Consider the following 12,510-nt stretch of genomic DNA (forward strand, 5'->3'; position numbering starts at 1 on the left):
GCAGTGCGCGCCGTACTCTTGATACTTGATGAAGGAAAAAAATGGCAGTCGAACATTTCGATACGGTGGTCGTCGGTGCCGGCCAGGCAGGCGTTGCGATGAGCGAGCACCTGCGCGACCAGGGCATCGAGCACGTGGTGCTTGAGCGCAGCCGCATTGCCGAGCGCTGGCGTTCAGAGCGCTGGGATTCGCTGGTGGCCAATGGGCCGGCCTGGCATGATCGTTTCCCCAACATGCAGTTCGACGATGTCGACCCGGATGTGTTTCCGCCCAAGGAACGCATGGCCAAATACTTCGAGGACTATGCGCGCATGATCCAGGCGCCGATCCGCACCGGCGTGAATGTGGAATGGGTCCGGGCCAACAAGGGACGGCCTGGTTTCACGATCAAGACCTCGGAAGGCACCATTGAGGCCAACCACGTGGTGGCCGCGACGGGGCCGTTCCAGAAGCCGAGCTTTCCGGACATCGTGCCGCAGTCTGCAGGCATCAAGCAGCTGCATTCGTCGGCCTACAAGAATCCGTCGCAGTTGCTGCCGGGCGGGGTGTTGGTGGTCGGGGGTGGTGCATCGGGTGCGCAGATTGCCGAGGAGCTCAACAAGGCCGGACGCAAGGTGTATCTGTCCATCGGCGAGCACTACCGTCCGCCGCGCTCCTACCGCCAGCGCGACTACTGCTGGTGGCTGGGCCCGCTGGGCATGTGGGACGAGGTCGGCAAGCAGAAGAAGAAGCACGTCGCGTTCGCCGTCAGCGGCTATGACGGTGGTCGCACGGTGGACTTTCGCCGGCTCGCGCACGACGGCATCACCCTGGTGGGCGTGACCAAGAGCTTCGAGAACGGCACCGTGCATTTCGCCGACGACCTGGTGCGCAACATTGCCCAGGGCGATGCGGATTACTTCGAGGTGCTGCGCGAAGCCGACGCCTACGTGGAGCGCACCGGCATGGATTTGCCGCCGGAGCCCGAAGCGTGGGAGCTGCTGCCCGATCCCGAATGCCTCAAACATCCTGTGCTGAGCCTGGATCTGGCTGCTGCCGGCATCACCAACATCGTGTGGGCCACGGGCTTTCAGTTCGACTTCAGCTGGCTGCAGGTCAACGCCTTTGACGAAACTGGCGCGCCGCTGCACAAGCGCGGCATCTCCTCGGAAGTGGGCATTTACTTCGTGGGCCTGCCCAATCTGACCAACCGCTCGTCGTCCTTCATCTGGGGCGCATGGCGCGATGCCAAGTTCATCGCGGACCACATCGCCATCCAGCGCAACTATCTGGCCTATCGCAAGGCGTAATGGCGCGCGCGGCGCAGCGCCGGCGCCGCTGTCACTGGGCTTTGCCCGCCTGTTGCGCCTGCCAGCTGCGCTGCCACAGCTGCAGCTGCCATTCCAGCCGCGCCTTGGCCGCCGGCAGCGCCAGGGTGGTCCAACGCGCGCGGGCTGCGGCGTTGATGGGGCCAAAGGCGCAGCGGCTGGTCAGCGCGATGGCCAGGCCCGTTTGCCGTGCAAGCTGCTGCAGCGCGATCTCCAGGTTATGGTGCAGCGTCCCGTTGCCGGTGGTGGCTACCAGCAGGCCATCCAACCCAGCGCCTGCCAGCGCCTGCAGCCATCGCGCATCGAAGCCGGCGTGGCTGGTCAGCCAGCCCACCACCGGTGGGGCTGGCAAGCGCTCTGCTGCGCACTGCAGCAGCCAGGCATGGCCCCCGGCTGGCATTGCGGCATCGTGCTCCGGGCCTGCCGTGTGCAGCGTCACGGCGCCGCCCTGAATCTGGCCGAGCGGCCCGACGACGCCGCTGGAGAAGGCGCGCAGTGCCCAAGGGTGCACTTTCTGGACGTACTGCGCAGCATGCACCTCGCCCGCAGCGACGGCCACGACTCCACAAAACCGCCCGTCCAGTGCTGCCACGCAGCCGTCGTACAGGTTGCGAGGGCCATCGGCATCGGGCGCATCGGCCGGGCGCATTGCGCTGACCAGCACCACGGGCTTGTGCTGCGCGGGCAATACGCGGTGCAGAAACCAGGCCGTCTCCTCCAGCGTATCGGTGCCGTGGGTGATGACGACAGCGGTGACCTGTGGGTCCTGCAGCGCCTGCCAGGTGGCGGTGGCGATGGCCAGCCAGTCCTGCGGATCCATGTCCTTGCTGTCTTTCTGCAGCAGCTGTTGCGCCTGGATCCGGGCAGGCAGGCCGTGCAGCTGCGGCACGGCCTCCAGCAGTTGCGTGACATCGCGTCGGGCGGCATGGTAGCCACCGCTGGCGGTGGCATCACGCTGGCCAGCAATGGTGCCGCCGGTGGCCAGGATGCGCAGGATGGGCGTAGCGCCCTGCTTGGCTGTCATCATGGTCAGGTTCCAGTGACGCTGTCGCGCAGGTCCAGCAGGTGGGCGTGCACACTGCCTGCGCGCAGGTAGCGCAGGCGTCGCCACCCCAGGCTTGCGAGTTGCGGCGCCGTCCATTCGCGGCTGCTCTCCAGATACACCTGACCGTGCGGCGCCAGTGTCGTGCGGATGGCTGCGAGCGCCTGCGTCTCCAGCGCCGATGCGTAGGGGGGGTCGATGAAGGCAACGTCCCACCCGCCCGCGGCAGCTGCAGGCCGCTGTGCGAGCGCCCGCAGGCCGTCGCCACGCTGTACGAGCAGATTCTGGGCCCGCAGGCGCTGGGCATTGGCCTGTAGCTGCGCTGCGACCTTCGCATCCTGCTCAACCAGCAGCACATGCGCGGCGTGGCGCGAGGCGGCCTCGAACCCCAGCGCGCCGCTGCCGGCAAAGGCGTCGATGCAGGACAGTCCCGTGAGATCCTGCCCCAGCCAGTTGAACAGCGTTTCGCGTACGCGATCTGGTGTGGGGCGCAGGCCGGGCTTGGTCGCAACCGGCAGCAGGCTGCGTCGCCACTGGCCGCCGATGATGCGCACCTTGCCCGTGCCTTGCTGCACGGCAAGGGAGGTCCGGGGGCGCACCGCCGCACCGGATAAATCGCGGGGTGTGCTCAAGGCTTGCTGCCTCCGACGATGACGGTGACCATGCGCTCTGGCTGCAGCACGCGTTGCACGACGCGGCGGACATCGCCAACGGTGATGGCGGCGACACGGTCGGTCCAGTGCTCCAGATAATCGAGCGGCAAATCGTTCCAGGCGATGTTGGCAACGTTGCCCAGCAGCTTCTCATTGCTGTCGATACGCAGTGCAAATCCGCCGATCAGGTTGGCCTTGGCATCTTGCAGTTCCCGATCAGTTGGCCCGTCGGCAACGAACGCGCGCACGACCTGATTGACCAGCTGTGTGGCCGCCTCGGCCTGATCGGCGCGAGTCTGCAGTGCAATGGTGATGGCGCCAGCATGGTTGCCGGGGTTGAAGCTGCTGTAAATGCCATAGACCAGACCGCGCTCCTCGCGCACCTGCTCCATCAGCCGTGAGCCAAAGCCGCTGCCGCCGAGAATGTGATTGGCCACCAGATAGGTCAGAAAGTCCGGATCGTTGCGGCGGATGCCGGGTTGGCCAATGAGAATCTGTGCCTGCTCGGCATCGAACGAGATGCGCTCAGTGCGCGCCTGCGCAAGAGGCGTGACCTCGGGGATTTCTGGCAAAGGCGCGCAGCCTGTCTGTTGAGGAAGACCTGCCAGCAGCGTGCGCACCAGCGCATCGGCCTGCGCACGGTCCACCGCACCGACGACCGAGACCTTGGCACGGCAGGGCAGGACGTGCCGGGCATAGAAGGCCTGCATGTCTGTCACGTCGATGCGCGCCAGCGTCTCAGGGGTGGTCTGCTGGCCGTAAGGGTGCTCGCCGTAGACAGCGCGCTCGAACGCCTGGCGAGCCACCACGTCAGGGCGGGTCTGCGCCTCGCGCAATGCGGCGCTCCAGCGCTGGCGCTCGCGCTGCCAGATGGCCGCAGGCCAGCTGGGCTGGCCGATCTGGCGCGCGGCCAGTTTTGTCGCCTGCTGCAGCACGGGCTGTTGCGTCAGGCTGCGCAGGCGCAGGGTGAAGCGGTCGTTGCCAGCGGCTGCCGACAGCGAAGCCCCGAGATCGGCCCAGGCCTGCTCCAGGGCCTCTTCATCGAGCGCCGGATGGCCCCCGCCTGCGGCAATGCCCTTGCCGAGCATCGCCGCGGTGGCTGCCGCCAGACCAGCCTGCGGGGCCGGGTCGCGGCGGGAGCCGCCGTCGAAATCGATCTGCACGTCGACCATGGGCAGGCTGGGGCTGGTGACCAACCAGACCTGTGCGCCGCTGGGCTGTTGCCAGTGTTCAATGGGCAGCAGCTTGTCTGCAGCCAGGGCGCCCAGACTGGTGCCTGCGAGCAGGCAGGTGCAGGCCAGGTATCGACAGGCCTTGAATGCAAGGGTGAAGGGTGAGCGTGACGCGATCATTGCGTGGCTCCTTGAATGTCCATGGATGTGGCGGGAACGGACTGGCCTGAGGTGGGGGCGGCCCCAGAATCGGGCTGCAGTTCGGCGATGGTCAGGGCGCTGCCGCCGAAGTACTTGCGCGCGACCGCCTGCACCTGCGCCGGCGTGACTTCGCGCAGCAGGGCGAGGGTGCGTTCGGTGGCGTCGAGCGGCCAGCCGAGAATCCAGTTGCTGCCCAGTTCGCTGGCCTGTGCGTACATGGAATCCTGCCCATAGATGGTGGCGGCCGACCATTGCGTGATGACGCGGCGCAGCTCCTGCTGGCTGATGCCGTGCGTGGCCACATCCTGTATCGCCTGTTGCAGCGCCTGCTGGACCTCTGCCGTACTGCGACCTGCGGCGGGGATGGCGCTGAGCAGGAACAGGCCGTTGCCGCTGCGCCCGCTGAGCGTGGCACTGCTGCCGGCGCTGTCGGCAAGGCGCGGGATGCCGCGCGTGAGGCTGCGTTCAAGCCGCGCGCCGTCGTAACCACTGAGTACGCCATCCAGTGCCATCAGTGCCAGTGCCTCGCGGTCGCTGCTGCTGGGGTTGGTGATATTGGTAAGTGCCGGCACCTTGTAAGCCATCAGCAGCACCGCCTGTTCCGCGCGGTCACGCAGAACCAGATGGCGCGGCCCCTGCTGCAGGGGCTCGCGCGAAATCTTGCGCGCTGGAATCGCTCCAGCAGGGATGGCACCGTAGTGGCGTTGCGCCAGCGCCAGCACCTGGCGGGGCTCGACATTGCCCACGACCACTACTGCGGCGTTGCCTGGCACGTACCACTGGCGGTGAAAGGCGCGCACCTCATCGGCGGTGATAGCGGCGATGTCGTCCATCCAGCCGATGACCGGGCGTCGCTCGGGCGAGGCCAGATACGCAGTGGCCATCAGCTGCTCAAACAGCTTGGCGCGTGGCTGGTCATCGGTGCGCATGCGGCGCTCCTCCTTGATGACCTCCAGCTCGCGGGTGAACTCCTCATCGGGCCACTGATTGGTGGCGAGCCGGTCGGCCTCCAGCGCCATGACCGCACCCAGCTGGGCAGAAGGCACCTGCTGGAAGTAGCCGGTGTAGTCCCGGTTGGTGAACGCGTTGTCGCGCCCGCCCAGTTCCGCCACCCGGCGGGAGAATTCGCCCGCTGCGAGCTTTTCGCTGCCCTTGAACATCATGTGCTCCAGCACATGCGCGATGCCCGTGGTGCCATCGTTCTCGTCGATGGAGCCCACGCGTACCCAGAGCATGTGGATGGCCGTGGGAGCGCGCCGGTCCGGCTTGACAATGACTTCCAGGCCATTGGCCAGGCGATAGTGTGCGAGCGTGTCGCTCTCCTGCAGGATTTCCACTGCAGGATCCGGCGTGACGGTGGCGTCTTTTGCTGCGCCACCGGGTGTGGCGCACGCTGCCAGCAGGCACGCCAGCAGCCAGGTGCAAATCGTTGACAATCGCTTCATACAATCGATCAGAGGTAGTTGCGGGAGGTGGCGTGGCCGGCGACGGCTCGCAAGCCGCCTGCCGATCAACAGCCCTACACTTGCTTGGTGCGTGCGGCGACGCATCGCCTGCACACAGGCCGCCAAGCACTACCGCATCAGACGGTCATCCAACCATTATGTTCAGTTTTCTCAAGAAAAAATCCGCGCCCAACCCTCCTGCCCCTTCGCCGGCGCCGCTTCCTGACGGTGGCGATGCCGCGCAGCAGGCGCCTGCCGATGCCGCATCGGCTGCGCCGCAGGCTCCCCAGCCGGATGCCGCCGAACCGCCCCGCACGGGGGTGATGGGTTGGCTGCGCAAGTCGTTCGGTGCGGGCGAGGTCGAGACGCCCGCGCCTGCAGAGCATGCGGCTGCGCAGGAGCCGCCCCCGGCCACGCACGAAGCCGAGCATGTGGCAGCGCCCGTAGTATCCGCAGAGCCTGCACCGCAGGAGCATGCGGCTACGCCTGCGGTGCCGGTGGTGCCGGAGGCCGACAGCCAGACCTCCGCCCAGACGGCGGCGGCTGAGCGCAAAAGCTGGGTCGAAAAGCTCAAGGCGGGCCTGCGCAAGACGGGCAGCACCCTGACCACGGTGTTCACCGGCACCCGCATCGACGACGAACTCTACGAGGAGCTGGAAGCGGCCCTGCTGATGGCCGATGCGGGCGTGAAGGCCACGACCTTTCTGCTCGATGATCTGCGCGCGCGCGTCAAGGCCGCCAAGGTGACCGACCCCGCCCAGGTCAAGGGCCTGCTGATCGATGCGATTGCCGATCTGCTGCAGCCGCTGGAGAAAACGCTGGTCATCGGCGAGCACGTGCCCACGGTCATCATGGTGGCGGGGGTCAATGGCGCGGGCAAGACCACCTCGATCGGCAAGCTCACGCGCCATCTGGCCGAAGCCGAGGCCCAGGTGCTGCTGGCCGCAGCCGATACCTTCCGCGCGGCTGCGCGCGAGCAGCTGGGCGTTTGGGCCACGCGCAACACGGTGGAGATCGTCGGACAGGAAGGGGGCGATCCCGCCGCCGTGAGCTTTGACGCCGTCAGCGCGGGCAGGGCGCGCGGCAAGGACGTGGTGCTGGTCGATACCGCCGGGCGGTTGCCGACGCAGCTGCATCTGATGGAGGAGCTCAAGAAGATCAAGCGCGTGATTGGCAAGGCCGATGCCGGTGCACCGCATGAGGTGCTGCTGGTCATCGACGGCAACACCGGCCAGAATGCGCTGGCGCAGGTCAAGGCCTTTGACGACGCGCTGCAACTTACCGGTCTGATCGTTACAAAGTTGGACGGTACCGCCAAGGGTGGCGTGCTGGCCGCCATTGCGCAGGAGCGGCCCGTGCCCGTCTACTTCATCGGCGTTGGCGAGAAACTCGAAGACCTGCAGACCTTCAACGCGCGCGAATTTGCGCAGGCGTTGCTGGGCTGATGCCGCGGTAGCCCGAGCATCAGCCAAACCATTCCGACTCAACACCACGAATGACCAAGACACTGACCATTACCCGCCCCGACGACTGGCATCTGCACCTGCGCGACGGCGACGCCCTCCGAACCACGGTGGCGCACGCGGCGGCACAGTTTGCCCGCGCCATCGTCATGCCCAATCTGCGCCCGCCGGTGACGGATGTCGGGCAGGCGCGGGCCTATCGCCAGCGCATTCTGGACGTGCTGCGCGCTCAAGCGCCGCACGCTGCGTTCGAACCCTTGATGACGCTGTATCTGACCGACCGCATGACGGCCGCGACGATCCGCGCAGCCCATGCCGAGGGTGTTGTGGCCTGCAAGCTCTATCCGGCGGGGGCCACCACCAACAGCGATGCGGGCGTGACGGCCATGCGCAACATCTATCCGGTGCTGGAAGCCATGCAGGACGTTGGCATGGTGCTGCTGGTGCATGGCGAGGTTACCGATCCAAACATCGATCTGTTCGACCGTGAGGCGGTTTTCATCGATCAGCAGCTGATCCCGTTGCGGCGCGACTTTCCGCAGCTCAAGATCGTGATGGAGCACATCACCACGCGTGAAGCGGCGCAATACGTCGCCGATGCCGGCCAGTACCAGGCCGCCACCATCACCGCGCACCACCTGCTCTACAACCGCAATGCGCTGTTTCTGGGCGGCATCCGGCCGCACTACTACTGCCTGCCCGTGCTCAAGCGCGAGATCCACCGCCAGGCGCTGCTGCAGGCGGCAGCGTCGGGCAACCCGCGCTTCTTCCTGGGCACCGACAGTGCGCCGCATGCCGCGCCCCTGAAGGAGGCCGCGGTGGGATGCGCCGGCTGTTACACGGCTGCGGCGGCCATCGAGCTGTATGCGGAAGCGTTCGAACAGGCCGAAGCGCTCGATCGGCTGGAAGCGTTCGCAGCCTTCCACGGTGCTGACTTCTATGGCCTGCCGCGCAGTACGGCCACCATCACGCTGGAGAAAAAGCCCTGGCAGATGCCACAGTCCTACCCCTACGGACAGACAGAGCTCAAGCCCCTGCGTGCCGGCGAAAGCATGGCTTGGCAGATTGCGCACCAGTCGTGAACGGCCCCAGCTTTTCCGATCCCAAGCGTTCTATGCGCAATTTTGAAACCAGAAAACTGGCATGAAACCGCGGCGACGGTCAAAGAGCAAGCAGCTGGCGCAGTGATGGTGCGCCAGGCGTGGCTTCTCGCCACGGTGTGTGTTGCAAATGCGATTTTGCAAGCGTGTGGTATTGAAATCCTGGTGCAATCGTTCTTGGGGTGTAAAACGGCATGAATCCATTGAGACGGTTCAAGGACGAGCGTTTTCGCCTCCATCTGCACGGCAATGTATGCGAAATCAGTAGTCGCTTAATGTGGTACCCGGCCTTGTACCTATTCGGCGTGTTCCCGATCGCAGTGCCTTTCCTGGGCATCCTGAGTGGCGCGCTGTTGCCATGGGACGACAGGAACTGGGCGGGTATGGCGTTGTTTCTGACTGCAGCGATGCTATTCATGCTTGTGAGCGGGCGGCGCTACGTCTACAGGCAACGGGTGAAAATCGACGTGGCGCAGCAAACGATCACGGTTGAGCGTCGCAGTGTTTTGCGCCGGCATCCCGTGCAGACGATACGGTATGCATCGCTCGAGAGGTTGCAAGTGCTGTATGCGACGAACCGGCGTATCTCAGTCAAGTTGCTGCTCGTCTACGATGGAGGGCAACAGTTGCCGTTGCTGCAGGATGCAGTCTGGGAAAGTGAGTTCAAGGACAGGCGAAATCTGCTGGCCGAATTTCTGAAGGTGCCCCTGCAGGGGCCGGAATGAGCACGAGCGTATCGGCAGGCGCCATGGTCGCGATGGCGCGGTACGCCTCGTGTGCCGATGCATGGTGCTCAGCGCCTGCGCAACGCTTTTTCACCCGTCGTGCAGCCAGGCAAAAATGCGGTGGGCAACGCCCGGTGCAGGGGCGTTTTGTCTGGGCGGCCCTTCAGGTTGCCTCGCCCGCGGCGCGTCCTTGGGTTATTCCTGCTGCCGCCGCGCGCGTGCCTTGGCCATGATCTCGGCCAGCAGTTTGCTGCGCTCAGGCTGGGCGGAGTGGGGCGTTGCCGGTGCAGGGGCGGATGTGCCGTCCGCAGCGGGGCGCAGTACAGGTGTGCGCCGCTGGTGAAGCGGAGCCGGGGCGTCGCCAATGGCCTGGCCCAGCCTGCGCGTGCGGCGCTCGTAGGCCTGGCGCGCGCGTTGCGCCTGGGTGTCGCTCCAGGCCTGCCAGCCGGTGCGGCTGCCGCTGGCATTTTCGAGTGTGATGCAGTCCACCGGGCAAACCGGTACGCACAGCTCGCAGCCTGTGCAGTCCTGCTCGATGACGGTGTGCATCGTCTTGTTGGCGCCAACGATGGCATCGACCGGACAGGCTTTCAGGCACAGCGTGCAGCCGATGCACCAGTCTTCATCGATGACGGCCAGCGTGCGTGGCAACTCCTGACCGTGTGCCGGATCAAGTGGTCGCGCGGCAAGGCCTGTGATCTTGGCGAGCCGGGAAATGCCCTCGGCCCCGCCTGGCGGGCACTGGTTGATGCCCGCCCTGCCTTCGGCAATGGCCTGCGCATAGGCGCTGCAATCGGGATAGCCGCAGCGGGTGCACTGGGTCTGCGGCAGTGCCGCGTCAATGCGCTGCGCGAGCGCCAAGGTGCTGCCTGCCTGGACTGTCTCTGCCATTGGGAGATGGGACTCTGATTGCGCGGACGGGAAGTTTATGTGCTGCTGTCGTTTGCGGCGCTGCCGCTGGGGGCGGGCACTGTGGCGGCGGGCGCTTGCGGTGATTGCGCTCCGGCCTGGGTGGTGCCCGGGCGAGAGCGTGCAGCGGCTTCGAAGGCGTTGAGTGGCTCGCGTGTCGCGCGCGCGCGGCCTGGAGGCGGTGTTTTCTTGGCCGCAGCGGGACGCTGGAGGGCAGAAGATGGCTTTTTCGTTGCTGGCTGCGCTGCGGGCGCAGCAGCTTGACTGTCTGGCGCACGGCCTGCGCGCTTCGCGGCAGCCGCGGCGCGGCCTGAGGCAGTGCGGGGCGGGTTATGCGCAGGCGTCGCTGCTGGAGCGTCAGCGGCGGCCGCTGCTGTCGTGCCGCTTGGCTCAGCCGATGTGCGCGACCGCTTGGCATTGGTGCTGCCTGCGCGGCGAACTGGTGCCTTCGCGGCTGGTGTCCGAGAGGGCTTGGCCGCCGCTGCCGTCGGTGTTGCCGGCTCGGAAGGCGTGGGCTGCACGGTCGCGGATGGGGCGGGGTCATCGCCATGCATGGCAACGTGCGCCTGCGTGCCGGGGCGAGCGATGGGCTGGCCCGATGGGTCCGTCTGCCGGGCTGGTTCGAAGCGGCGGAAAAATGCCGCCAATTCCGGATAGACGATCTTGCGCCAGCGGCTGCCGCTGAAAATGCCGTAGTGTCCGGCGCCGGGCACTTCCAGATGCGCACGGTGCGTCGCAGGAATGCCTGTGCACAGCCTGTGTGCTGCACGGGTCTGGCCGATCCCAGAAATGTCGTCGAGCTCACCCTCGACGGTAATCAGTGCGGTGGTCCGGATGTCCTGCGGCCGCACCAGCTCCAGTGCTCCCTCGGGATTGCGCACCTGCCACGTGCCCTCGACGAGTCGGTACTTCTGGAACACGGTGTCAATGGTTTCCAGGTAGTAATTGGCGTCCATGTCGAGTACGGCGTTGTACTCGTCGTAGAACTTGCGGTGGTGTTCGGTGGCATCCTCATCGCCCTTGATGAGGTTGCGGAAGTAGTCGTAGTGGCTGCTGGCGTGGCGATTGGGGTTCATGGCCACGAAACCCGTGTATTGCAGAAAACCCGGATAAACGCGCCGCCCCTCGCCCGGATAGCCGTAGGGGACGCGGTAGATCAGGTTGTTCTCGAACCACTCAAAACTGCGCTCGGTGGCGAGATTGTTGACGGTGGTCGGCGTCTGGCGCGCATCGATGGGGCCTCCCATCATGACCATGGACAGTGGCGTGGTTTCCCCACGCGAGGCCATCAGCGAAATGGCAGCCAGCACCGGCACGGTGGGCTGGCACACGCTCATGACATGGACGTTGCCATGCTTGGCCTGCAGGTGGCGGATGAACGCCTGCACGTAGTTGACGTAGTCGTCCAGGTGGAAGTCGCCCTCACTCAAAGGCACCATGCGGGCATTCTTCCAGTCCGTGATGTACACCTTGTGGCCCGAAAGCAGCATGCGCACGGTTTCACGCAACAGCGTGGCGTAGTGGCCGGAAAGCGGCGCGACAACCAGCACAACGGGTTGCTCCAGCATGGTCTGCAGCGTTTGTGGATTGTCCGAAAAGCGCTTGAAGCGGCGCAGCTCGCAAAACGGCTTGTCCATTTCGATGCGCTCGTGAATGGCCACTTCGACTCCATCGACCGGCACGGTTTCAATGCCGAACGCGGGTTTTTCGTAATCCTTGCCGAGGCGGTAGAGCAGGTCGTAGGTGGCGGCAATGCGCTGTGACAGCGGCAGCTGGGAGAACGCAAGTGAAGGGTTGGAGAACAGCTTCGAGGTGGCCTTGGCAAAGTCGGCAAAGGGCTCGGAGATGGCGCGCTGGACTTCGTAGAGCTGGTAGAGCATGGCAAGGACTCCAAGTTTTGTTGCGTTGCACAATATAACAGCCGCCCGTTGCATTGCCTATTCTGTGCATCCCGCAGGTGCCGGGCTGTGGTCGGCCTGACAACATGTCACAGGGCTTGCCGCGGTGCAGGCTGCCTTGCCAGACGCCAGCGTGCCGCACAGGCGCCTGCCTGGACCTAGAAGTCCCAGGCGAAATGCCAACGCAGGCGCGCTGCCTGGGTCAGTTCCAGCACGTGCTGGATGTCGTTGAGGTCCTGAAGTACTCCTTCGGGATCTTCCAGCGCGTCGGGCTGCTCCTGAATCAGGTCAATGACGGCCTGTACCCAGGCCACGCCATCGGCGGCGTCAAACCATTGACCGGTATCTGCAGTGTCGTCCTCATCGTCTTCGCCTGCGTCGTCCTCGAAACGCTCCAGTGCATCGGCCTCCTGGCCGACGAAGCTGTCGAGCAGCGGCAACCCTACCTCCTCGCACAGGGCATCGATCTCGTCGGCAGCCTGGGCGATGGCCTTGCCTTCGACGAACACGTCAAATCCGGGGTCGATCGCATCGACGACGATGTAAAGCGCCAGTGACATCGGTGAACTCCTTGGCTGCGGGCCATTGCAGGCCC

11 protein-coding genes are annotated in these 12,510 nt (G+C 65.6%); 4 read left to right on the forward strand and 7 right to left on the reverse strand.

Features of this window, described 5'->3' with window-relative positions:
* The first annotated feature begins 41 nt into the window (after window positions 1-41).
* The gene (locus tag AAV94_RS13525) at window positions 42-1,289 is read left to right on the forward strand and encodes a flavin-containing monooxygenase (protein WP_046742749.1); all 1,248 of its coding nucleotides are present in this window, start codon (window positions 42-44) and stop codon (window positions 1,287-1,289) included.
* Between the two features lie 31 nt (window positions 1,290-1,320).
* Here AAV94_RS13525 and AAV94_RS13530 read toward each other — a convergent pair whose 3' ends face one another.
* The 4 genes from AAV94_RS13530 to AAV94_RS13545 are packed head-to-tail and all read right to left on the reverse strand — an operon-like array spanning window position 1,321 to window position 5,820.
* Window positions 1,321-2,334: an asparaginase gene (locus tag AAV94_RS13530; protein WP_052755066.1), complete on the reverse strand. Its 1,014-nt coding sequence runs from the start codon at window positions 2,332-2,334 to the stop codon at window positions 1,321-1,323.
* A 2-nt stretch (window positions 2,335-2,336) separates the two neighbouring features.
* The gene (gene rsmD / locus AAV94_RS13535; protein ID WP_084824940.1) at window positions 2,337-2,981 is read right to left on the reverse strand and encodes a 16S rRNA (guanine(966)-N(2))-methyltransferase RsmD; all 645 of its coding nucleotides are present in this window, start codon (window positions 2,979-2,981) and stop codon (window positions 2,337-2,339) included.
* Window positions 2,978-4,354, reverse strand: a complete 1,377-nt coding sequence (locus AAV94_RS13540; RefSeq protein WP_046742751.1) for a M16 family metallopeptidase — start codon at window positions 4,352-4,354, stop codon at window positions 2,978-2,980. The genes rsmD and AAV94_RS13540 overlap by 4 nt, the downstream gene beginning before the upstream one ends.
* Window positions 4,351-5,820, reverse strand: a complete 1,470-nt coding sequence (locus tag AAV94_RS13545) for a M16 family metallopeptidase (RefSeq protein WP_046742752.1) — start codon at window positions 5,818-5,820, stop codon at window positions 4,351-4,353. Before AAV94_RS13545 ends, AAV94_RS13540 begins: the two co-directional genes overlap by 4 nt.
* A gap of 158 nt (window positions 5,821-5,978) precedes the next feature.
* Between AAV94_RS13545 and ftsY the strand changes: the two genes are divergently transcribed.
* The 3 genes from ftsY to AAV94_RS13560 all read left to right on the forward strand — a co-directional run bounded on the left by ftsY (window position 5,979) and on the right by AAV94_RS13560 (window position 9,108).
* Complete coding sequence (gene ftsY / locus AAV94_RS13550; protein WP_046742753.1) at window positions 5,979-7,265, forward strand: signal recognition particle-docking protein FtsY; 1,287 nt, start codon at window positions 5,979-5,981, stop codon at window positions 7,263-7,265.
* 50 nt (window positions 7,266-7,315) lie between these two features.
* Window positions 7,316-8,365, forward strand: coding sequence for a dihydroorotase (pyrC, locus tag AAV94_RS13555; RefSeq protein ID WP_046742754.1), 1,050 nt, complete (start codon window positions 7,316-7,318; stop codon window positions 8,363-8,365).
* Window positions 8,366-8,577: 212 nt separating this feature from the next.
* Window positions 8,578-9,108 (forward strand): hypothetical protein, encoded by a 531-nt coding sequence (locus AAV94_RS13560; protein ID WP_156454453.1) that lies wholly within the window; start codon window positions 8,578-8,580, stop codon window positions 9,106-9,108.
* A 195-nt stretch (window positions 9,109-9,303) separates the two neighbouring features.
* On the opposite strand, the gene rsxB is transcribed toward AAV94_RS13560, so the two are convergent.
* The 3 genes from rsxB to AAV94_RS13575 all read right to left on the reverse strand — a co-directional run bounded on the left by rsxB (window position 9,304) and on the right by AAV94_RS13575 (window position 12,475).
* A complete protein-coding gene (rsxB, locus tag AAV94_RS13565; RefSeq protein ID WP_046742756.1) occupies window positions 9,304-9,999 on the reverse strand; it encodes an electron transport complex subunit RsxB in 696 nt (231 codons plus the stop codon).
* A gap of 35 nt (window positions 10,000-10,034) precedes the next feature.
* Window positions 10,035-11,897: a polyhydroxyalkanoate depolymerase gene (phaZ, locus tag AAV94_RS13570; protein ID WP_084824941.1), complete on the reverse strand. Its 1,863-nt coding sequence runs from the start codon at window positions 11,895-11,897 to the stop codon at window positions 10,035-10,037.
* Between the two features lie 176 nt (window positions 11,898-12,073).
* Complete coding sequence (locus tag AAV94_RS13575; RefSeq protein ID WP_046742757.1) at window positions 12,074-12,475, reverse strand: hypothetical protein; 402 nt, start codon at window positions 12,473-12,475, stop codon at window positions 12,074-12,076.
* Window positions 12,476-12,510 lie beyond the last annotated feature (35 nt).

Source organism: Lampropedia cohaerens (assembly GCF_001005215.1).
Classification (GTDB): Bacteria; Pseudomonadota; Gammaproteobacteria; order Burkholderiales; family Burkholderiaceae_C; genus Lampropedia; species Lampropedia cohaerens.

What these genes read in the sequence shown, in the direction of transcription:
- AAV94_RS13525 (WP_046742749.1), top strand. Translation starts at nt 42, where the DNA reads ATGGCAGTCGAACATTTCGATACGGTGGTCGTCGGTGCCGGCCAGGCA.
- AAV94_RS13530 (WP_052755066.1), bottom strand. Translation starts at nt 2,334, where the DNA reads ATGATGACAGCCAAGCAGGGCGCTACGCCCATCCTGCGCATCCTGGCC.
- AAV94_RS13540 (WP_046742751.1), bottom strand. Translation starts at nt 4,354, where the DNA reads ATGATCGCGTCACGCTCACCCTTCACCCTTGCATTCAAGGCCTGTCGA.
- AAV94_RS13545 (WP_046742752.1), bottom strand. Translation starts at nt 5,820, where the DNA reads ATGAAGCGATTGTCAACGATTTGCACCTGGCTGCTGGCGTGCCTGCTG.
- ftsY (WP_046742753.1), top strand. Translation starts at nt 5,979, where the DNA reads ATGTTCAGTTTTCTCAAGAAAAAATCCGCGCCCAACCCTCCTGCCCCT.
- pyrC (WP_046742754.1), top strand. Translation starts at nt 7,316, where the DNA reads ATGACCAAGACACTGACCATTACCCGCCCCGACGACTGGCATCTGCAC.
- AAV94_RS13560 (WP_156454453.1), top strand. Translation starts at nt 8,578, where the DNA reads ATGAATCCATTGAGACGGTTCAAGGACGAGCGTTTTCGCCTCCATCTG.
- rsxB (WP_046742756.1), bottom strand. Translation starts at nt 9,999, where the DNA reads ATGGCAGAGACAGTCCAGGCAGGCAGCACCTTGGCGCTCGCGCAGCGC.
- phaZ (WP_084824941.1), bottom strand. Translation starts at nt 11,897, where the DNA reads ATGCTCTACCAGCTCTACGAAGTCCAGCGCGCCATCTCCGAGCCCTTT.
- AAV94_RS13575 (WP_046742757.1), bottom strand. Translation starts at nt 12,475, where the DNA reads ATGTCACTGGCGCTTTACATCGTCGTCGATGCGATCGACCCCGGATTT.